Here is a 21835-nt window from a genome sequence, read left to right on the forward strand (position 1 = left end):
TTAAAGCCTTGGCTCGGTGCCTTCTTAGCTGGCTTACTCACCGCCGCCTCGCTTGAAACAGCGGAGGTATCGCACGATTCGCCGTGATTTTTCAAGCTAACGGCAATATTCCGCTTCACAACAGCCACTCAAACCAGCGAGCATGCCCATCCGTCCGGGCGACCGTAAACTCGCTTCGCACGCCCCCGAGGATATAGTCCACATGGAGGTCTTCATCCTGCATATTGTTGTAGACATGCACGATATCGCGGACGCTTCCGATTTCATGTAAGTGATGCAGCAGTGTTTGCTTGGATGCCTCCGGAATCTGATTGGCCACATGCGTATGAAATACGCAAATGACGGCCTCCTCCGGGATGCCCTTCACGATATCGGGAAGCAGCGCGGTCCCATCCCCTTCCCGGAACTGGATCCCGGACTGCTGCTTCAGCACCTTCGCTGCATGCTCCAGCATGGATACCCTGTCGTGATTGCCCGGCCAGATTAAAGACCGCAGCCACAACAAATGCTCCGGGTTTCGCACATCATTCACATGCAGATCGATCCCCATCCGATAGACGACCGGAGGACTGGAAGCCAGCAGGAACGGCGTGCGTCCTCCCTTGATCTCCGATGTGATATGAACCTTCGACCCCGCAAGGCCGTAACTCGCAGCGTCTCCATAGGAATAGCTATATCGATCCCACAGCAGCTGCAAGCCCGCGCTGGTTCCAAGCTCCACCAAGGCAAGCGGCTTACGGACCTTGTCATAGATCGAGCAGAACACCGGATACAAATACGCACAGCGGCGGACTTCATTCGTCTGTACCCGCTTGCTCTCCAGTATTCCGATAATAGCCGCCTCATGACTCAGTACAAATGAACGAAAATGGGGATAACAGGAGCTCATTTCCTTCGGATGCTCCACAAGGCCGGGGTAATACGCCCTCAGCTCCGGTCCCTCACCTTGGAGCAGCAAATATTGAACGGCGCCAAACAGCATATTGGGGACAGGCTGGCCTGCAGGGACAAATGCAGCGACTTGCAGCACCTCTTCATCATCGGCTATATGGCGCGCCAAATACTCATAGAACACACTGGAGCCCGGACATTCCCGTTCAGCAAAATGACGAAACACGTTAACCATCCGCTTATGAACCACCATACATCACACCCCTAAAGTTGTAATTAACCCTTTATCCTGCTTTAGACTAATGTTACATCTTTCCACGATGCGCATGGATTTTGATCTTTTATCGGGCTCATTAAGAAAAATAAGATGGAGACAAAAAAAAAGAACCGACCCCAAAGGCCGGTTTCTTCTACTAAAGGATGCTGTTGTTGCCTAGATTGCCGGACGATCCAGTAGGTACAAGTTTCGATACCGCGGATAGTGCTCCATTAGCTCATCGTGCGTACCCCGCATAACGATTTGGCCGTTCTCCATGAATAGGATCTCATCCATGCGCTCCACGCCAACCAGATGATGGGTTACCCAGATTAGAGTCCGGTCCTGCAGACTGGAGAACATGGTGGATAACAGTTCCCGCTCGGTTTTGGGATCCAGTCCGACCGTCGGTTCATCCAAAATAACGACCGGCGTCTTCTGCAGCAGGATCCGGGCCAAAGCCACGCGCTGGCGCTCTCCTCCGGAGAAACGCTGTCCGGCTTCCTGCATACGGGTGAGGAGCCCTTCCGGAAGGGATGCCACCAACGGTTCAAGCCGTGCCAGGGCAACCGCATCCCGTATTTCGGCCTCCGTGGCATCCGGCTGTCCGAGCCGGATGTTGTTGGCTAGCGTCGTATCAAACAAGTGCGGACTCTGATTCAATACCGAAATAACGGAAGATATCTCATCGCCAAACCGCGCAGAATCCACTCCGCCTAGGGTAAGACTTCCCCCTGAAGGTGCCAGCACACCCTGAATCAGCTGCAGCAGGGTGGATTTACCGGCCCCGGAACGCCCTATAATGGCTACCTTAGCCCCAGGAGGAATATCCAGGGATACATCCATTAATGTAGATCCATCCCTATTCACATCGGATCGGTCCAGCCCGGATTCGCCGCCTGCGGCCTGATCATAACGGAAGCTGACGCCATCCGCCTTCACATGAACACCGCTGTTTATGACCGATTCGATCTCTCCCTCATTCAGCTGTTGCCCCCGGTTCTGCTTCCCTTCAGATGTTTCGGCGCTATCGATCGCCTGAAGTCTCGCGACCGATTGGCCGTACTGCGGAATCCGCTCCACGGCTTCGGATACCGGCAGGAATCCGTCCATTAACGGGAACACAACCAGTACAAAAGCCGCGATCAGCGTAACATCGATCGAGCCGTCCGCATACTGCCGTCCTGACCAATACACCATCGATACCACCGTCACGGCAACCACGCATTGACCGATAAAAGCCCGAAGACGCGACCAGCGCTTAAGGGAGCGGTCGGTCCGGTCGACCTCGGCTTCATCCGCCTCATAACCGGTCAGGAATTCCGTCTGCCGGCCGCTGACGTACCATTCATGAATGCCCAGTACCGCGTCGGTCAGCTTCTGGTAGAGGTTGCTGCGGGCCTGCTTCATCTCCCGGTTCTTCCGTTTGGTGAGCAGCAGGGAAACCAGCGGCAGTACCAGAATCAGCACCGCTACATACAGCGCAAGCAGAAGGGCAAATGCCGGGTCAAACAGACCGACGGCCAGAATAACACCGGCGTATAACACAAGCGCAACAATCGATGGAAAGACCGTACGGATATAGACGTCCTGCAAATACTCGATATCATCGGAGAGCACGCCAAGCAGATCCCCGGTGCGGTACCGGGAGGACAAGCGGAGGGCTTGCGGTTCCAGAATGCGGTACAGCCGCAGGCGCATCTGGGACAGGATGCGAAGAATCGTGTCATGCCCCACCAGGCGCTCCACGTAATGGATGACCGCGCGTCCGATGCCGAAGGTACGAACCCCTACGGTTGGCACGTATACCATTAGGATATTTTCCGGTCGCAGGGCGGACTTGGAGATCAAATACCCGGAGGTGAACATCAGCATCCCGGCGAACAGGATCGTGAGCACGCCAAGCATCACAATTAGCAGAAAACGCCAGAAGTTTGCCGTTACGTAAGGCCGAAACCACGATTCCTGCTTCATTGTAATCCCTCCAGCTGCGATGTAATTAAGCCGTAATAGACGCCCTGCAAGGCCATAAGCTCCTCATGGGTTCCCGTTTCGGCCACCCGCCCCTGATGCAGAACGAGGATGTAATCCATATCCTGCATCCAGTGCAGTCTGTGCGTCGCGAGGAATACCCACTTATCTTGAAACAGGGACAGCATCGTCTCCTTCAGCTCGTATTCCGTCTCAATATCCAAATGGGCCGTTGGCTCATCCAGCAGCAGAACCCGCCTGCCGCCGAGCAGCGCTCTGGCTAAGGCCACGCGCTGTGCCTGACCGCCGCTTAAAGCGCGTCCGCCGCCGCCGATCATCTCCGCAAGTCCGCCTGGTAAGCTCTTCACCAGATCCGACAGACCCGCCGCTTCCACCGCTGCTTCCACTTGCGCTGTTGACGCCTCCGGCGCATAAAAGCGCACATTATCCGCCAGGGTAGCACCGAATAAATACGGCTGCTGCGGCATATAGGTGACCTCGGTCCGCCACGCCCGCCGGTTCCATTCCTCCAGCTTCACGCCGTTCAGCTCCATCATTCCGGATGTTGGCGCCATGAATCCGCCTAATAGCTCGATGAGCGTGGATTTGCCGGCCCCGCTCTCCCCCACGATACCGATTTTGCGTTGACCCGGTATCCGGAAGCTGACATTCTCCAAGGAAGCCGGCCCTAACTCTTCGTGCCTGAGGCCGATTCCGGACAGTTCCAGTACACTGTGGTTATCCCATTGGAATGATGGCTGCGGTCTTCGGCTGAGATCTGAGAAATTATTTTGAATTTTAAATGTTAGGCCCGTTGGGGTCCGTTCCATCGTTTCTGCCGCCGGGGTTTCAAGCGCTCCCGTTGGCTTGAATGGACCCGCGCCGTTAACCGAACCCTCCGCAGCAACAGGACCCGAGCTTCCGCCGGAATGCCCCTTTCGGGCTTCCCGGATGATGGATTGCATCGCCTCCCCTGCCTGCTTACCGTCCAGCGTGGCATGAAAGTCCGCCCCGACCATGCGCACCGGCAGGAAATACTCCGGTGCCAGGATCAGGATGAGCAGTGCGGGCAGAAGCTCCAGGCTGCCGTTAATGAGGCGCAAGCCCAGATTTACCGCAACAGATGCCACGGACAGCATCGTAAAGAAATCCAGCGCGAAGGACGACAGAAACGCCACGCGCAGCGTCCGCATGGTAGCTGCACGATACCCCTCGCTGACCTGCTGTATGCTCTCGCTGTGCTTGCGGCTCTGTCCCAGAAACTTCAGGGTAGTCAGACCTCTCAGCGAATCTACAAAATGATTGGACAGCATCCGGTAGGAATCCAGCTGCCGCTCGGTTTGCTTTCTCGCGGCCAGTCCCACGAGGATGAGAAAGACGATCAGGATCGGCATGGTCACCAGCAGAATAATGCCCGAAATCCGGTCCGTCATGAACACGTACAGCCATACCAAAGCCGGGGTAATGCCCGCCCCCATCATGCGCGGTATGGTCAGCTCCGCATATTTGCGGAACTTGCCGATGCCCTCCAGCACAAGCGTAACCACATTGCCTGTTCCTTCCGACCGGACAAAGGACGGCCCATTCCGAAACAGCTCATCCAGCAGCTGCTTCCTCAGGCTCGTGCCCGTCTCCTCGGCAAAGCGCTGTGCGATTCCTTGCTGCACGGCCGAGATGCCGTGGCGTGCCAGAAATGCAAGCAGGAACAAGGCAATGGTCTCCCCCTGCTCCTGCAGCGTTGATCCCGCAAACAGGGCGGATACGGCTTCCGCCAGCCACTTGGCTTGCAGAAGGATGGCCATGCTCTGTGCCAGGGTACATACGGCGACAAGAAAGAATACCGTCTTGGCGCCTTTGTATCCCAGCAGGTCTTTTCCCATCAGTACTCCAGATGCTCCTTCTCATGTACCCGTTTGTGGAAAACGAAGTAACTCCAAATTTGATAGCCTAATACGAATGGCAGCAGCGTTACCGCCACAATCGTCATAATCTTGAGGGAATACGGTCCGGAGGCCGCATTATAAATAGTCAGGTCAAATGCAGCATTGATGGAGCTGACCATCACGCGCGGGAACAAACCCACGAACACGGACGTTACCAGCAGGGCGATAACCGCCCCGGTCATCCCGAAAGCCCATCCATCCCGCTTGATATTCATGAAATATCCGCCCAGCAGGAATGCGAGCAGAGCCAGCACCAGCAGCACGGTTAACACCACGCCACGCTTCTCGAAGATATCGGTCATGAAATACGTCATCACCCCGAATGCCACGAACAGGGCAGCTACGGGAAGCAGGAGTCTCCGGGCCATACGGCGCGCGCGTTCCTGAAGATCCCCCATCGTGCGCAGTGTTGTGAACATCAAGCCATGCAGCAGGCAGAGCATCACCATCGTCAGTCCGCCAACCACAGTATAGCCATTCACAACATCGAACAATCCGGCATGCAGCTGCATCTCTTCGTTAATGGGGAGCCCCTGAATCAGGCAGGCAAAAACAACGCCGAGCAGGAATGGCGGAAGCACGCTGCCGGTGAAGATCGCACCGTCCCACACCCGTTTCCAGCGGACATCGCCCACCTTGCCGCGGAATTCAAAGGCCACCCCGCGGCCGATCAAGGCCAGCAGAAGACAGACAAGCGGAATGTAGAACCCGCTGAACAGCGTAGCATACCAGTTCGGGAAGGCGGCGAACATGGCGCCGCCCGCCGTCAACAGCCAGACCTCGTTGGCATCCCAGAACGGGCCGATCGAGTTGATCAGCACCCGGCGCTGGGTATCATTTTTGGCCAGCAGCTGCGTGGACATCCCGACCCCGAAGTCGAAGCCCTCCAAGAAGAAGAACCCGATAAACAATACGGCAACAAGCACAAACCACAGTTCGTTAAGAGACAGCATTGTAGCCCTCCTTATTAAACGGATCGCTTGCGTGGTGGTCGTCTTCCTCCGCCGCATACGGTCCTTTCTTAATGACTTTGATGAACAGATACGCCATGACCGCTGCCAGCACCGCATAAATGGCGGTAAACATGATAAGCGAGAACAGAATCGAGCCTGCGCTGACGTTCGGTGAAACACTGTTCTCCGTAGTGATCAGCCCGAATACCGTCCACGGCTGTCGTCCGATCTCCGTCATAATCCACCCCGACGTGTTGGCGATGAACGGCAGCGAAATACCGAACAGCATCAGTCTGAGGAACCATTTGCCAGCCTTCTCGACCTTTTTGCGCAGCATCAGCCATGCTCCGTACAATCCCAGCAGAATCATGATGCTGCCTGCGGCCACCATAATCCGGAAGCTCCAAAACGTGGTACGGACCGGCGGGATATAGTCTCCAGGGCCATACTCCTGCTCATATTGCGCTTGCAGCTCTTTCATTCCGATGACTTCGCCGGAAAATTTGCTGTAAGACAAAAAGCTGAGCAAATACGGGATTTTAAACTCCATCGTGTTCTCCTGCTTATCCGGATCGATGGCTGCTATGACCGTCCAAGGCGCAGGATCGTCACTCGTTTCCCACAGGCTCTCCGCAGCGGCCATCTTCATCGGCTGCGTATCCACCAGATACTGCGCCTGCTGGTGACCGAATACCGCAACCAGAATGGAGGTGATGAGGCCAATCACGATGGCGATGTGGAATGATTTCTTAAAGAAATCCAAATCCTGCTTCTTCATCAGCTTGTAGGCACTCACACCTGCTACGAGGAACGCCCCGGTTGCCAATGCTCCGAAGATCGTGTGCGGGAACTCCACCAGCAGCTGACCGTTCGTAATCAGTGCGAAGAAATCGTTCATCTCCGCCCGCCCATTGTTCATCTCGAACCCGACGGGACGCTGCATGAACGAATTCGCTGCCAGAATCCAGAAGGCGGACATCAGGGTGCCGAAGGACACCAGCCAGATGCTGAGCAGATGGACCTTCTTCGATAACCGGTCCCACCCGAATATCCACAGCCCAATAAACGTCGACTCAAGGAAAAATGCCAGCAGGGCTTCGATCGCAAGCGGTGCGCCAAACACATCCCCGACAAAGCGCGAGTAATCCGACCAGTTCATGCCGAACTGGAATTCCTGCAGAATCCCCGTCACAACCCCGACCGCAAAGTTAATCAGGAACAGCTTTCCCCAGAACTTGGCCATTTTCTTGTAGACTTCCTGGCCTTTGACAACATACATCGTCTCCATGATGGCAATCAGAAACGCCAATCCGATGGACAACGGTACGAAAATAAAATGAAAAATGGTTGTTGATGCGAATTGAATTCGCGCCAGCATAACCGGATCCATATTAAGATACCCCTTTCTTTAGCTCACGTGATCACTTCAAATTTGATTCTTTTTGTATTGTCGCAGACCACGCCCTTAAGGATTGTGATAAACATCACAATATCAAGGCTGAAACTGGGGCAAAAAGTTATAAATTTGTGACGAAAATCACTAAGTAGGCGGTGGAATATGTGAGGATTATCAATTGGAACATGGCTTGCGGCATCCGCTCACAGGCCAAGCCCGGTATTTACGCACCAAAAAAGCAGGTTCGCCCTCAGGCCAACCTGCTTCGGTTTATGCTGCAATCTTATTGAACCGCGCCAATCTCGGTCTCGATGAGCTTGAATTCCGTTACGTCCGCGATCCCGCGGTTGGTAATGCGTATTTCCGGAATCACCGGCAGCGCAATGAGCGAGAAGGTCATGAACGGTGCATGGATGTAGCATCCAAGCTCCTTCCAAGCTTCCTCCAAGGCAGCGACTTCCTCCGCTACGATCTCAACCGGACGGTCCGCCAGCAAACCGGCAATCGGCATCACCACCTTCGCCAGCACCTTGCCGTACCGTACCACGATCATGCCGCCTCCGCACGCCGCCAGCTCATTCGCCGCGAGTGCCATATCCTCGGCATTCGTGCCCATCACGAGCAGATTGTGGCTGTCGTGCGCGACCGTGGACGCAACCGCGCCGGACTTGAGCCCGAAGCCGTTCGCAAAACCGAGCGAGATTTGCCCGGTTGCGCTGTGGCGCTCGATGCATGCCAGCTGAATCACGTCTTGATTCAGGTCCGGCTGGATGACGCCTTGCTCCACAGAGAGCACCGCGGTCATTTTGGCGGTACGGGCACTGTTCTCGATGACGCGCACCACGTTCACTTCCGTACGCGTCGCATCGAACTTGCTGCGCTGCAGAAAGTCATCGGCGGTAAGCGAACGCTGCAGCCGAACCGATTGAAAGGCTTTTTCCGGGTATTGATATACCGGGAACGCCTTCACGAGCCGGCCGTTCTCTGCAACCACTTCGCCATCCGTGATCACGACTGAAGGTACCATGCTCTTCAGATCGTCAATCAGCAAAATATCCGCCGTTTTGCCAGGTGAAATGCTGCCCAGCTCCATGTCCATGCCGAAATAACGAGCCACGTTGATCGTTCCCAGCTGGATCGCCGTAACCGGGGCCACGCCCTCTTCTATAGCGCGGCGAACCACATGGTTCATGTGACCGAGCCTCATCAGCGTCTGTGGATACACATCATCCGTAACCAGAGAAATATTGTCTGTTCGCACCTTATCTTCCGTTATGACCTTAACAACTTCCTTTACATCCTGCCAAGCCGAACCCTCGCGGATCATCAGGTGCATGCCGAGACGAACCTTCTCCAGGGCCTGTTCTCTCGTTACCGTCTCATGGTCGGAGCTTACGCCGGTTGCCATATATGCCTGCAGCATCCGGTCATCCTCGGCCGGAAAATGCCCTGTTACGGTCTTGCCTGCACGCAGCGTAGCTTCAATCTCCCCGCTCATGGTCGGATCGCCGTACACGACGCCCGGGAAGTTCATCACTTCGCCAAGCCCGGCGACGCCAGGCCAGGTCAGCCCTTCCTCGATGTCGGCTACGCCCAGCTGCGCACCGGCACCCTCTAGATCAAACGTCGCCGGTACGCAGGAAGGAATGGTGGTGAACACCTTCATCGGCAGCTGCTGCCCTTCCTCGTGCATCCAGCGCACGCCCTCCATGCCGAATACGTTGGCAATCTCATGGGGATCCATATAAACCCCAGTCGTTCCGCTAACAATAGCCGCCTTGGCAAACTCGGTCACGGTGAGCATCGTGCTCTCCACATGCATATGACCGTCGAGCAGACCAGGCGAGATAAACCGGCCATTCGCTTCGATCACCTGCGTCCCTTCCCCGATCGTATGATCGGCGTTGCCGATATAAGCGATGCGCCCGTACGCCATCGCCACGTCTACCCGTTCCTGAAGCTCACCCGTAAACACATTCACCAGCGTGCCGTTTTTGATAACCAGATCGGCTGACTCTTGTCCTAACGCAACCTTCCCCAGCTGCCGGCTGACCTCGTATCGTTTCTGTCTCTTAATTGAACTCATGATGAATGCACGCTCCCCTTTTTTTAGATATCAGAACGTATAAACTTCGAAGCTTGTAACTTCCTGATATCGCAATAAAAACTTCTTCTAATTGCGGTCTGTCATCTGTGAAAGTGCGTCGATAGACGTTTTTCTTATAGATATCAGAAAGCATAAACTTCGAAGCTTGTAACTTCCTGATATCGCAATAAAAACTTCATCTAACTGCGGTCTGTCATCTGTGAAAGTGCGTCGATAGACGTTTTTCTTATAATGAACCGGTAAAAATACAAAATCGATCCGCTCTATAACACGCCAAACACCCCGGGCAGCGTATCTGCCCGGGGTGCCTGTACTATATTCCATAGAGGAAGAGAAACCCCGTGCATCAGCAATGTATGCTATCTAGTCTGCACATCACCTCAGCCGTTAAAACCTGCCGGATTCCAATCAAGGTGATCTTCCAGCCCGGCTTCCATCATTATGCGAAGCTGGGCGGGGTGGTGGGATTCTCAACCTTCATGTAGTCAAGTCATTTACGGTAACCTGGTAGAAACGCCTGGGCCCTATTCCCCGGCATATACATCAAGATTTGATTTTGAAGAACATTACCCTTCGATTCTTTGGTCGTTTCATTTGTTGTATGAATTATAATCCTCCTGCCCGAGAAGTCAAGCCATTGGAAGGAACTGCACATCGCCGTCACTGACCAATCACGCCAGATTCCGTCCCATTCTTTGCACACGCTCGAGCCATTGCTTTCTTGCGGCCTCGGGCATTTTGCGAAGCTGGGTTATGTTCGTGGAACGGACCGTGCCTACGCCGCAGAACTTCAGAATGGAGTGCTTCATCATTTGATGCCCCGGCTGTCCGAGATAGAAGCGGTAGTAGACGTACGGCGAATCCATTGTGACGATCAGACGGGCCGTTTTCCCTTTGAGCAGCTGCTCCGGCAAAGGCGAGTTCCGGCGGTATTTAAACGCAAAGCCCGGCAGAAATACCCGGTCGATGAACCCTTTGAGCAGCGCCGGCATGCCGCCCCACCAATTCGGATATACAAACACCAGGTGATCCGCCCAAGCGATCAGTTCTTGCGCTTTTTGCAGATCGGGTTCGAGCGGTTGTTTCCCCTTATAGCCGCCGGACAGATTCAGGTCGAATTCCATCTCCGCAAGCACGAGCTCCCGCACCTCCGCCCCGGATTCGGCCGCCCCCCTCGCATAGACCTCTGCCAGCTGACTGCCATAGCTGTTCTCAATGGGATTGCCTTGAATAATTAAAACCTTTTTCATATGTTTCTTCCCCCTCGTAATTTGGTTAACAATCACTAACCTGATGGCAAAAAGAAAAGGTCACGCCGGACCTTTTCCCAAACCTGTTAATGCCAATAGATGTGCCGTCACTTCAGGTGCCAGATGCGACAGCGGTTCTTCCAGCTCCCCTTGCATCGTTGAGATCGCAAGCTGGCTGAATGCACCGATGATCAACACGGCGGTTAACCGCGTATTCTGCGGCGGAATATCCCGCTGCAACACCGCCTGCTCAAGCAGATCATGCAAAGCGTCAAGCGGTTGACGCCCCCTGCTCTTGAGCACCTCCGTAAACAGCTCGTGATGCTGGGACAAGAGCAGCAAGCCGTATTTATCCTCGTCATACGACTCCAATACCCGGATGACGAGCGCCGATAGCCTCTCCGCAAACAAGCCGGGCCGGGAAGCATAATCATCCACCAGACGTGTATAACTGCTGCAGTATTCCTCGAACGCCTCCGCAGCCACGGCATCCTTATTCGTAAAATGCTTATAGATCGCTGCATCCGTTACACCCGCCGCCGCGCCGATCTCTTTCACCGAAACGCCATCCACACCCTTCTCGGCGAAGAGCTTCATGGCAGCCTGCAAAATATCCTTCTTCTTGCTATCGTAATGGGGTTTCTTTTTCATGCTCATATCATAAGTGAACACTAACCAAATTGCAATCACCAATGCAAAAAAAGAGGCTCCCCCATACTTGGAGTGCCTCTTCCATTCCTATTCTTACGCTTCCCGCAGCTTAAGGCGCGCTCCACCTTTTTTAGCCTTAACCATGGGTTCAATCTCCATGCCCAAGCTAAACTCCGACATCTATCGGAGTTGCCTTTACCTTTTTGCCATACAGCAGCATAAGCGGGATGCTGATCACAAATGCGCCGGCAACAAGCAAGAACGGAATTCTCGGGTCGATGCCATATGCCCAGCCGCCAATGATGCCGGAAGGCGAAATGACAATAAGAATGAGCACCTGGAGCAGCGCAAATATTTTGGCGCGGTTCTCATCGTCGATGGCATTGGCCACCGCCGTCTCCAGATACGGATACGTCATCATCGTGCCGATTGCGGCAATGACGGTGCTCAGACTCAGCACCAGCAGATCTCCTTGCGGCGCAAACACCAGTATGACATTGGACAATACCGATATAACAAATCCCCATACCATCGTCCGGTGTACATGCTGCTCCCCGATCCGGGGCATGATCCACCGCATGAATATCAGCATAATGACGGAGGAGAATGCCGGAAAGACCGAGATCAGGCCGCTGCCCAAATGCAGATATTCCACCATGAAGATGGAGACATAGGTTGTCTTCACCGTCATCTGAAAATTAAACAAAATATAAACGCCGAAGATCATCAGCAGCAGCGGATTTCCGAGCATACTCTTCATAACCAAAGCATAGTCGGTCATCCCTTCCCGCAGGCTCATCGCCTTCGTTTCTTTCATCTTGCGGTATCCGATATCCGTCTCCCTTGTCGCATAGTGACGCCCAATGAACTGGATCGTCATCAGGATACAAGCCAGCACGAACATGATGCGCACTCCGGGCACAAGCGTGAAATGATACACCAGCAGCCCGCCGATCGGTGCAAACAAGCCGCCTACGACGCTAATCAGCTGCAGCAGCGTAAAGACATAGGTTCGCTCCTTCGGTGCGGTGTCCTCCACCAACAAACAGTAAAAGGCGGTATGCGGCACCTTCTGAAAGCCGTTGATGACGGCCGCGATCACAAAAAACCAGAAGTTCTGCGAGACCGCCCAGAGCAGCGTTGCTACGGTCCAGCTTAGTACGTCGAAGTAGAGCAGCGCCTTTTTTCTGCCTAAACGGTCTGTTAAATACCCGCTGAGAAACGAAGAAAGCACCTGTACAAGCAAACCGATGGAGGTAATCCAGCCGATACCCGTCTCGGTTACCCCAAGTTGGTACATGTAGATGGAGGTGTACGTCGTGAACATGCTGTAAGGGATGAGAAACAGCGGCTCATAGACGAGACAGCCCCGCGCGTTGCCAGTCAATTGCCGAAACGAAGTTGAACCCATAATATCCTCCGGACCTAATGTTATCGTTGCTTAGCCATTATAGCGCAACCGGGCCGGCAGCAGGATAGGAATCTTGAAGGATTTTTCGAGATAATTCCAGACATGACAATCCAGGAAGAACGTCAGCCCTTATCGCGTTCAGCAGCCCCCTCAGCTTCTTGTACGGCAGCCTCAGGCAACAGAACGGTGATGGTGGTTCCTCGGCCCACTTCAGACCACACATTTACCCGGCCCCGATGTGCTTCGACAATCGCCTTCGCGATGCTCATCCCGAGACCCGAGCCGTCCATGCTCTCTTCGGTATTCGTTCCCCGGTAATAACGCTCGAACAGGTTGCAACGGGTCTCTTCGTCCATCCCTACACCTTGATCCGCCACCACGATCGCCGCACCGGCAGGGCGTCTCTCCACACGAACCTCAATGTTTACGCCCTCCGGATTATGCTTCACGGCATTCGTAATCAAATTATCCATCAATCGCTGCAGCCATTTGGCATTGCCGTCAACGAGCAGCGCCTCTTCCCCGCCGATATAATTGAAATTCGCATCCAGCGTGGCATCGTTGACGTATTTGAGCACGCAGCGACGTACCAGCTCGTTCAGATCAAGCCGGGTCAGCTCCTGCGGCCGGATTTCGCTTCTCAAACGGAATACGAGCGAGAAATCATCGATAAGCCCCAGCATGTAGTCACCCTTCTCCCGGATCACGGTTCCCATCTCCCGCAGCTCTTCCTGGCTCCAATCCTGGGGCGCGCTCTCAAGCATATAACCGTACCCCTGGATGGAAGACAACGGAGTACGCAAATCATGCGATATCCCGGACATCCATTCTTCCCGATTACGGTCGAGCCGCTCCCGTTCCCTCTCGGTCTCGGCAAGCTGCTCCGCCATCTTGTAAAAAGAATGGATCACTTCCTTGTACAGCTTGAAGCGCGTGCGCAGCTTTCCGTTCTTACGGAATACCCGCTTCCGGTCCTTCGGCGTCAGCACCTCCTCGTAGGCTCCGCTGCCCATCCGCTCAAACCACCCGGTAAACAGCAGCAGCGGCCGGCTGTACCGGTATCCATGCCATATCGCCACCCCAAGCGACAACACAAGCACGCAGACCATCGTCCATAGCGCCACGCGGATCAGCTCATTCATCATCGGCCTTTTCTCCAGCGCTCCGTCCTGCGGCGTATGGTATACCCAGGTGTTGCCGCTGGCCGTATCGCGGTAAACCGCAATATGCGTTGAATACGTGCCCGGCTGCTCCTGCATCGTAATGATCTCCAGCGGGTGGTAGCTTACCTTATTGTCTGAACCCGTTCCAATCGCTTGGACAACGCGGCCCTCCCGGTCAATGACATGCAAATAACCGCCTAGGCCGGCCAACTCGCGTCCGAGCTTCGCTTCATCCTTCGGCCTCACCCTGCCGCCGTCCTGATAATGGGCATACCATTCCCGAAGATGGTCCGAACCCTCATCGATACGTCCGATCAAATACAGCAGCGGTTCTTCATAGGTCAGATCCATCTGCCAATCCATCGTGTACTCGCCAAGACGGCGCTCCTCCTTGATCTCGAGCAAGGTGCTTACCGAGTACTCCGAAGGAACATCCGGAGCCGTATTGGTGGAATGAATCACGTTTCCCTCCATATCCACCACTTGCAGCCACATATCCTTCTCTTGAAGCAGGAGCTTCCACGGTTCCTCCAGCAGCACTTCGCCATTCTCCGTCACCGTCTCGGTCACGATGCTGTTCAGGACGCCTGTCGGAAAGTTGCGTTTGATCTCATCGTCGCTGATATGTTTGATCAGGAAGAATAAGAGCACGATCAGGAAGCAAAACATAAACGCCGAGAACGCAATCAATTGGTACGTAAAATGAAAAGCCAGCCTTCTGCGCAGTCTCATCGGACTTTCTCCTTAACCAGCTTGTAGCCGAGCCCCCGAACCGTCAGCAAATATTGCGGGTTGCTCGGATCCTCCTCGATGCGCTCGCGAATGCGGCGAATATGTACCATGACGGTATTGTCCTCGCCCATGCCGTCGATGCCCCACACGGCTTCGTACAGCTGCGATTTGGAGAATACGACCCCCGGATGCTTGCAAAAATAAAGCAGCAGCTGAAAGACCTGCGCCGGACAAGGCACAGGCTCTCCCAGCACCGTAAGCTCCCCGGCGGATTCATCGACCTTAAACCGGCCGAAATCCCATGCGCGCTGGATCACCGGCTGCTCCGCCGACACAGTCGCCCCGATGCCGCCACGGCGCAGACGCGCCTTGATTCTTGCGGCAATCTCCAGCGGATTAAAGGGCTTGGTGACATAATCGTCCCCGCCCATCGCAAAACCGGTCAGCACATCCAGATCCGACGCTTTGGCCGTCAGAAACAGGATGTGCGGACTGCCATAGGAACGGATCTGCGGACAGAGATCAAATCCCGTGCCGTCCGGCAGCATAACATCCAGGAGCACGATATCCGCTCCGTGTGCAGCGATTTCGCTGAGCGCCTCTTTACAGCTGGAAGCCGTGTATATGCGGTTAAAGCCTTCCTTGCGCAGCACCATCTGCAGCATTTTCACAATGGAAGGTTCGTCGTCTACAATTAAAATTCGTGTTTGATCCATTTTATCCTCACCCGACATTTATGCTAGCACAACAACCTTAACAGGAGTTAAACAAATGCTGGAAGAGTTAAGAAAAAGTTAGGATGCCGTTTCCGAGTTATTTCATTTCGAGCTTTATACTTGGTGTCAGAGGTGATTATCATGAATTCAAATAAACGTTCCACGGCCGTGGATGCGATTCGCGGCTTGAGCTTGCTCGGCATCCTGATGGCCAATATGCTTATTTTTCAATACGGCATGTTCGGCAAAGACGAGCTGCATTTCTTCCAGCCGTCCACACTGGATCTGATCAGCCATGACATGCTGAAAGTATTCGTAGAGGGCAGCTTCATGCCGATCTTTACGTTCCTGTTCGGCTACAGCATGATTAAGATGCGGGAAAGCCTGATCGGGAAAGGGCTCAAGTATGGACGCAGCTTCTTCCGCAGGTCCGTGCTGCTGATCGTCCTCGGCTTGCTGCACTCGACATTCATCTGGGAAGGCGATATTCTGCTGTTTTACGGAGCGATCGGGCTCTTCCTGGTGCTGTTTGTGAAACGGAAGGCCAAAACGATCATGATCTGGGGGATCCTCTTACTCGCGCTGATGACCGTCTTCGGATATGGCTCTATGGAGCCTGGAGCAGGTGAAGCAGAGCGGATGGAGAATTATGTGAAGCAGTCTATTGAGGTGTACGGCAACGGCACGTTCAGCGAGATTCTAAACTTTCGTACAACTGAGGAAATGCCCATCGACCTTCCGGACTGGTTGATGCTGCTGGTCATCCTGATTGCTCCGCTGATGAGCGCGCCGATGTTCCTGTTCGGTATGGTCGCCGCCAAACGCGGGCGCTTCCTTCATCCTTCCATAGAGATCAAGCTGTATCTAAGATGGTCTCTGCTCGTTCCGGTAGGGCTTGGACTAAAGACCGCAGGAGTTATGCTCGGATCAACCCACAGCTGGAGCGGCGTCTTCACGATGCTTGGCGGACCTCTGCTCGCGCTGGGTTATATACATCTGTTCGCCTCCCTATATGCCTTCTCGTCCAAACAATCAATTATCATCCGGGCGTTTGAAGCGGTTGGGCGGATGTCGCTAACCAACTATCTGACGCAAAGCATGGTGTGTGTATTAATATTCTACGGATTCGGGCTGGGCATGTTCGGCAAGCTCGGCGTGCTGCAAGGAACGCTGCTGGCCATCCTGATCTATTCCGTACTGGCCACGGGCAGCCTGCTCTGGCTGAAACGATTCCGCAGCGGCCCGATTGAACGACTGCTCCGCATTGGCACCTACTGGTCGTGGAGCGGAAGGGCGAAACCCAAAGCGGTAGTGCCGGCTGCCGCCGTACCAGCGGCAGAGTTTCCGGCGGAAGGTCCTCCGGCGACCTGAGAATTCCATAGCTTTCGGCATGAAGCACGGTTCCTCCCAAGATGAAATCAGGACGCTCGTTCATGTATAATGGACATATCTGCAAGGGGCTAGACATTTCTGGAATTTATCCGGTCATCACCGAAGGAGGAATCAAGCATGCTGGTTGTTACCAACTCGATTAAGGTTAAACCGGGCTTCGGACAAGAAATTGCGCAGCGATTCGCTGAAGCGAAGGGCGTGCAGGAGATTGAGGGATTCGTGCGGATGGAAGTATGGCATGAAGCCAAAGAAGGCGCAGAGGCTGAGGAACTGAAGGTCTCTACGGTATGGGAAGACGAGGAGGCGTTCAAACGCTGGACTTCCAGCGAATCGTTCCGGCAATCCCACGGTCAGGGCCGCAACGAGAATATTTTGGGCGCATCCCTGAACAAATATGAGTTGTTAATCAGTCATAAGAAGTAATATATGAAAACGTCTATCGACGTACCCGGTATGAAAAAGAACCTAGTTCCGATCGTCTTACCATTATACGGGGTCCCCATCATAAATACCCTGCCCGGGCGTTTGCCTGTGACAGGGTATTTTTTTGCCGTGATATGTCAAATGCCTTCTCCGTTCGTTCACGATCTCTGTGATACCAAAGAGACCTACCTCAAGGCTCCTGATCGTTTATCGTGTACCCCGGCAGCAATTCAGGGTTGTGGGAGCGACCCAGCTCGACCATGTACGTGTTCAGATCGTTCAACTCGGGACCCGCCAGTACATACGATTGTCCATCCACCGCAAACTCGTTTGCCACGCGAACCTCCTGCTCACCTTGCACGACATCCATAAAGAACAGAAACCCCGGTTTCTCGTTACCTGTGATCCGCTTGGCTTGAAGACTGCCCACTCGCTTCATAACCGGTTCTATGTCCTGCACCTGATCCAGTACCATCCGTGTGCCATCCCCATAGACCACATGAATGGCCCTCACCTTCGCTGCATCCAGCTTCATCAGTGTTATGACGGAGTACAGGCTTTCGTCTGCAGACTCCGCATCCTCGTCGAATCCGCTGCAGCCGACCATACCCAGAACAACGATAATTCCAACCATCATGATGAACGCGAGCTTACTGGACATCCCATCATCCCCCCAAACGAAAATCACCAGCCGTATCCGTTCCAAAGTCACCAAATATGATCACGCCGAAATGGTTATATTAAGCACGATCAGGCAAAGCCATACATTCTGAGCAAAAGGAGCTTACGTCCTATGGAAAGCACGCACGATTTTGTGGAAAAAATGAACGAGAATGCGGAGAAGGCCCGTCGCAACAAAGAAAATCACGGCAAAGGAACGCCAAGCGACAAGCTGCCGACTAAGCAGCACGGCACCAAGAAGTAAAATGACGCATACCGCGATCCTCATAGGATCGCGGCTATTCTATCAGGAACGCTTCGAACACCCGTTATCCGCGCTTCCCTATTACATATGATTTACAGCCCATCGGATGCCTGCTTCAGCAGAGATCCAAGCGCATCATAATCGACCTGCTGCTCGGACGATATTTTGATGGTCTTTCGTTCAGGCGGTCCTTCAAACAACGTTTCAGGCCAATCCAGGCCATCTGCATTGAAAATCGTAAAGCTCACGGCGCTCTTCGCGACGCTGATCACCGCCGCATATTTTCCATTCTTCAGAAAATGGGGCTTTTTATATTGAAGCCGTTCCGAAACATCCGGGATCGTGCCGTGCACGAGCTCCCGAAGCCGCTCGCTGACCTCCACCTTCCAGGTATCACTGATGGCTGCAATGTAATCCGTTACTTCTTGATTCATCTTATTGGCTCCCTCTGTATCATAGTATGGTATTTTTCAGCTCAGCCCTGATGAACCATCTGCCAGGTCATGCCGTACCGGTCCACCACTTCACCGTAGTAGGCTCCCCAAGGCTGCAGGGCAAACGGATATTTCTCGGTACCCCCATCGCTAAGATGGCGATAGGCGGCGCGGGCGTCTTCCTCGTTATCAAAGGTAATGGCTAGCCCCATGCTCGTGCTCTTGCCGGTTTCCTGAAAAGCATCGGTGAGGATTAGCTTATTGCCGTCAGCCAGCGTTAACGACATGTGCATAACTTTATCCTGATGGGCTTCCGGTATGCCCGGCATGTCCTTGAAGGTAGTCAACAATCCGATCTCTCCACCCAGCGCTTGCATGTAAAAATCCGCCTGACCTCTTGCATCCTCCGAAATAATAAAAGGTACCATTTGTGCTTGCATGTTCATCTTCCTCTCGATTCATTTTTTTGTTTTATATCTAAATGACGAACGAGATTTTATGTAATCGACACATCATCATATTTTTTCGAAAATTTTTTTAATAATTTTTCTCCAGCTTGTCTTAGGACTCCGCTGACAGGCATTCTGCCGCACGGTCAAGCAGCAGGGCACGTTCCCTCAGGTTATCCGTCAGCGATGCGGCCAGCTTGAACTCCGCGCAGGCTTCGTCCAAGCGCCCCAGCTTAAAGAGCAGGTCTCCCCTTACGCTCGGGAGGAGATGGTATCCCTTCAAGGCGGGCTCGCCACGTAAAACATCCACGATCTCAAGCCCGATCTCCGGATCGAAAGCCATGGAGAGGGCCACGGCCCGGTTCAACTCCACGATGGGCGAAGGAGAAACCTGGGCCAATGCCTCATACAGTGCGGAAATTCGAATCCAGTCGGTCTCTGCGGCACTGGGCGCTCCGGCATGACACGCGGAGATGGCAGCCTGTATGGCATAAGGACCCGTCATTCCGCCCAACCGCTCGATCCGATCCAGAGCGGCAAAACCGCGTCGAATCAATAAATAATCCCACAAGGCCCGATTTTGATCCATGAGCAGGACAGGCTCCCCCTCCGCGTTGACCCGGGACTTGAATCGGGAGGATTGAAATTCCATTAACGCAACCAGTCCATGCACCTCGGCTTCCGTCGGCGCGATCTCTGCCAGCACCCGCCCGATCCGAAGCGCTTCCTGACACAGCAGCGGACGAATCCACTGGCTGCCCGATGACGCTGCATACCCCTCATTAAACATGAGGTAGATGACCTCAAGGACCGATGACAATCGAGGTTTAAGCTCGGCTCCCTGAGGAATCTCGAATGCCACCCGGGTCGCGGACAGCGTCCGTTTGGCACGAACGATTCGCTGTGCGATCGTCGGTTCAGGCACAAGATAGGCGTGGGCAATCTCCGCTGTCGTTAAACGGCCGAGCAGACGCAGCGTCAGGGCCACGCGGGCTTCGGGGGAAAGAACCGGATGACAGGTCATGAAGATCAACCGCAGGAGATCATCGCTAACTTCCCCCGGCTCCGGTACCTGAATATCCGATTCCATCCGGGAATCCATTTCGCGTCCCAACAGCTCATACTTCTGATCGCGCACTTTATTCCGGCGCAGCAGATCCAGTGCTTTGCGCTTCGCGGCGGTCATGAGCCATCCACCGGGATTATCCGGTATTCCGTCTATCGGCCAGCGTTCCAGCGCAGCGATAAGCGCATCCTGAGCAAGATCCTCGGCGATCCCGACGTCACGAACCATTCGAGTCAGGTAGGCAATGATTTTGGAGGATTCGATTCTCCAGATGGCATCGATCGTACGATGGGTATCTGCCGCCGACATTACGGATTCTGCCTTTGAATGTGTTCACGCATTTCGTATTGTTTGGCCTGCGCTTCAGGGTCCTGCGTTAAGTCAGTCGGTTCAAACACCTGGCGGAGCTCGATCTGGCCCGCACCGAAGCCATGTGGATCCGGCATGCGTTTAGCCCACTCGATCGCCTCTTCCCTCGTCTTTACTTCGATCAAGGTATACCCCGCGATCAGTTCCTTCGCTTCCGTAAAGGGGCCATCGGTAATTTTCGGCTTGCCCCCCGGCTCCGGATAAGATATCCGGATGGCGCCCGAGCTTGGATGGAGCCCATCGGCAGCAAGCAGCACGCCCGCTCTGGCCAGCTCCATGTTGTACCTCATCATGGCATCCAGCTGTTCTGCGCTTGGCAGTACGCCTGCCTCGGAATCCTCGGTTGCCTTTACAATCATCATAAATCTCATTCTTATTCCCTCCTGGTTATCGAGACTAAACTTAAAATTTCGTTCTATGCTTAACCAACGAATAGAGAATCCCCTAATCGACAAAGACGTCAACATTTACAAAAAAATAATAGTTACAATCATTTCGTTACGGAATCGTTTATTCCTGTTGGAATGATTCGGCTCCATAAAAAAAAGACCAACCAAGGCAAACACTTGATTGGTCTAAAGAGATAAACAATATCCAAACCAGCTTTATGACGGGAGTTCATCCCATGGACTTGCTTCGCTCCCGATATGTTTTATTCTTCGCCCGATTGCCGCAGCAGGCTCTGTAATTTTACGAATATTGGGACAGGAGAACGCCGCATCGGTACCGAAATGATTAGCTATCATTTCTCATGAATGCGGTGATCTCCTATGGTAACTAACATTCCGAACCGGATCCATATTATCGGCTCCGTCGGAAGCGGTAAAACGACGCTTGCCCGAACGCTGTCCGCCCAGTTTCACATTCCTTATTACGAGCTCGACAATGTGGTGTGGGAGCGAGCCGAGCCGGATGATATTCGGAGGAGCGAAGCGGACCGGGACGCACTGTTACTAAGCATCGTCAACACGAAATGCTGGGTCATCGAAGGCGCTCACCTTAAATGGGTCAGTCCCAGCTTCCGCCGTGCGGATCTTATCGTATTCCTGAACCCGTCCTACTCCACAATAACCTACCGGATCATCACAAGGTTCATCAAGCAGCGACTGCGACTTGAACAGGCGCACTATACACCAACCTGGGACATGTTCAAAAAAATGTTCGAATGGAGCACCACTTATCAGCGGAAAGGCAGATATCAGATTCAGGACACGCTCGAGGATTATCCCGGCAAAGTGGTCGTTGTAAAAGATCTCAAGCAGCTTAAACAACGGCTTGAACAGTGGAGGCCGCCCATAGAACAGCAAGAAAGGACCTCCGGTTAACCGGAGGTCCTT

The 21835-nt window shown here is 53.8% G+C and carries 21 protein-coding genes and 1 riboswitch; of the genes, 5 read left to right on the forward strand and 16 right to left on the reverse strand.

The window, feature by feature from the left end; genetic code table 11:
* Positions 1–115 precede the first annotated feature (115 nt).
* From PLA01S_RS24400 to ade, 6 genes are all read right to left on the reverse strand, one after another.
* Positions 116–1144, reverse strand: a complete 1029-nt coding sequence (locus PLA01S_RS24400) for a DUF2332 domain-containing protein (protein WP_174819246.1) — start codon at positions 1142–1144, stop codon at positions 116–118.
* Between the two features lie 180 nt (positions 1145–1324).
* On the reverse strand, positions 1325–3121 hold the full coding sequence (gene cydC, locus PLA01S_RS24405; RefSeq protein WP_127594408.1) for a thiol reductant ABC exporter subunit CydC: 1797 nt from the start codon (positions 3119–3121) through the stop codon (positions 1325–1327).
* Positions 3118–4998 (reverse strand): thiol reductant ABC exporter subunit CydD, encoded by a 1881-nt coding sequence (cydD, locus tag PLA01S_RS24410; RefSeq protein ID WP_127594409.1) that lies wholly within the window; start codon positions 4996–4998, stop codon positions 3118–3120. The genes cydC and cydD overlap by 4 nt, the downstream gene beginning before the upstream one ends.
* Entirely contained in the window at positions 4998–6014 is a 1017-nt protein-coding gene (gene cydB, locus PLA01S_RS24415; RefSeq protein ID WP_127594410.1) for a cytochrome d ubiquinol oxidase subunit II, read from the reverse strand. The genes cydD and cydB overlap by 1 nt, the downstream gene beginning before the upstream one ends.
* Positions 6001–7404, reverse strand: a complete 1404-nt coding sequence (locus tag PLA01S_RS24420) for a cytochrome ubiquinol oxidase subunit I (RefSeq protein ID WP_127594411.1) — start codon at positions 7402–7404, stop codon at positions 6001–6003. The genes cydB and PLA01S_RS24420 overlap by 14 nt, the downstream gene beginning before the upstream one ends.
* Positions 7405–7693: 289 nt before the next feature.
* Complete coding sequence (gene ade, locus PLA01S_RS24425; RefSeq protein WP_127594412.1) at positions 7694–9496, reverse strand: adenine deaminase; 1803 nt, start codon at positions 9494–9496, stop codon at positions 7694–7696.
* A 362-nt stretch (positions 9497–9858) separates the two neighbouring features.
* On the opposite strand from ade, the gene PLA01S_RS32120 reads away from it, so the two are divergent.
* Positions 9859–10002, forward strand: a complete 144-nt coding sequence (locus tag PLA01S_RS32120; RefSeq protein WP_164817509.1) for a hypothetical protein — start codon at positions 9859–9861, stop codon at positions 10000–10002.
* Positions 9980–10081, reverse strand: a riboswitch (purine riboswitch). Its footprint overlaps the gene before it by 23 nt.
* Positions 10082–10188: 107 nt before the next feature.
* Here the strand turns inward: PLA01S_RS32120 and PLA01S_RS24430 are convergent.
* From PLA01S_RS24430 to PLA01S_RS24450, 5 genes are all read right to left on the reverse strand, one after another.
* Complete coding sequence (locus PLA01S_RS24430; RefSeq protein ID WP_127594413.1) at positions 10189–10767, reverse strand: NAD(P)H-dependent oxidoreductase; 579 nt, start codon at positions 10765–10767, stop codon at positions 10189–10191.
* A gap of 60 nt (positions 10768–10827) precedes the next feature.
* Entirely contained in the window at positions 10828–11418 is a 591-nt protein-coding gene (locus PLA01S_RS24435) for a TetR/AcrR family transcriptional regulator (protein ID WP_174819248.1), read from the reverse strand.
* Positions 11419–11584: 166 nt separating this feature from the next.
* On the reverse strand, positions 11585–12829 hold the full coding sequence (locus PLA01S_RS24440; protein ID WP_127594414.1) for an MFS transporter: 1245 nt from the start codon (positions 12827–12829) through the stop codon (positions 11585–11587).
* Between the two features lie 122 nt (positions 12830–12951).
* Positions 12952–14724 carry a sensor histidine kinase gene (locus tag PLA01S_RS24445; protein WP_127594415.1) on the reverse strand — a complete coding sequence of 591 codons (1773 nt, stop codon included), beginning with the start codon at positions 14722–14724 and terminating at the stop codon, positions 12952–12954.
* Positions 14721–15440 (reverse strand): response regulator transcription factor, encoded by a 720-nt coding sequence (locus PLA01S_RS24450; protein WP_127594416.1) that lies wholly within the window; start codon positions 15438–15440, stop codon positions 14721–14723. The genes PLA01S_RS24445 and PLA01S_RS24450 overlap by 4 nt, the downstream gene beginning before the upstream one ends.
* 141 nt (positions 15441–15581) lie before the next feature.
* Between PLA01S_RS24450 and PLA01S_RS24455 the strand changes: the two genes are divergently transcribed.
* Both PLA01S_RS24455 and PLA01S_RS24460 read left to right on the forward strand, forming a co-directional pair.
* Positions 15582–16811, forward strand: coding sequence for a DUF418 domain-containing protein (locus PLA01S_RS24455; RefSeq protein ID WP_127594417.1), 1230 nt, complete (start codon positions 15582–15584; stop codon positions 16809–16811).
* Positions 16812–16949: 138 nt separating this feature from the next.
* The gene (locus PLA01S_RS24460) at positions 16950–17255 is read left to right on the forward strand and encodes an antibiotic biosynthesis monooxygenase (RefSeq protein WP_009590367.1); all 306 of its coding nucleotides are present in this window, start codon (positions 16950–16952) and stop codon (positions 17253–17255) included.
* Between the two features lie 190 nt (positions 17256–17445).
* On the opposite strand, the gene PLA01S_RS24465 is transcribed toward PLA01S_RS24460, so the two are convergent.
* Complete coding sequence (locus tag PLA01S_RS24465) at positions 17446–17916, reverse strand: hypothetical protein (RefSeq protein WP_127594418.1); 471 nt, start codon at positions 17914–17916, stop codon at positions 17446–17448.
* Between the two features lie 132 nt (positions 17917–18048).
* Here PLA01S_RS24465 and PLA01S_RS24470 point away from each other — a divergent pair, with 132 nt between their 5' ends.
* The gene (locus PLA01S_RS24470) at positions 18049–18180 is read left to right on the forward strand and encodes a DUF4023 domain-containing protein (RefSeq protein WP_009590359.1); all 132 of its coding nucleotides are present in this window, start codon (positions 18049–18051) and stop codon (positions 18178–18180) included.
* Between the two features lie 92 nt (positions 18181–18272).
* On the opposite strand, the gene PLA01S_RS24475 is transcribed toward PLA01S_RS24470, so the two are convergent.
* From PLA01S_RS24475 to PLA01S_RS24490, 4 genes are all read right to left on the reverse strand, one after another.
* Positions 18273–18614 (reverse strand): DUF1801 domain-containing protein, encoded by a 342-nt coding sequence (locus PLA01S_RS24475; protein WP_127594419.1) that lies wholly within the window; start codon positions 18612–18614, stop codon positions 18273–18275.
* Between the two features lie 41 nt (positions 18615–18655).
* Positions 18656–19054 (reverse strand): VOC family protein, encoded by a 399-nt coding sequence (locus tag PLA01S_RS24480; RefSeq protein WP_127594420.1) that lies wholly within the window; start codon positions 19052–19054, stop codon positions 18656–18658.
* Between the two features lie 121 nt (positions 19055–19175).
* Positions 19176–20438: an RNA polymerase sigma factor gene (locus PLA01S_RS24485; protein WP_127594421.1), complete on the reverse strand. Its 1263-nt coding sequence runs from the start codon at positions 20436–20438 to the stop codon at positions 19176–19178.
* A complete protein-coding gene (locus PLA01S_RS24490; RefSeq protein WP_100541062.1) occupies positions 20438–20869 on the reverse strand; it encodes a YciI family protein in 432 nt (143 codons plus the stop codon). The genes PLA01S_RS24485 and PLA01S_RS24490 overlap by 1 nt, the downstream gene beginning before the upstream one ends.
* A 399-nt stretch (positions 20870–21268) precedes the next feature.
* Here PLA01S_RS24490 and PLA01S_RS24495 point away from each other — a divergent pair, with 399 nt between their 5' ends.
* Positions 21269–21823 (forward strand): P-loop NTPase family protein, encoded by a 555-nt coding sequence (locus PLA01S_RS24495; protein WP_127594422.1) that lies wholly within the window; start codon positions 21269–21271, stop codon positions 21821–21823.
* Positions 21824–21835: the final 12 nt, after the last annotated feature.

This window comes from Paenibacillus lautus NBRC 15380, assembly GCF_004000945.1.
Taxonomy (GTDB): Bacteria; Bacillota; Bacilli; order Paenibacillales; family Paenibacillaceae; genus Paenibacillus_AQ; species Paenibacillus_AQ lautus.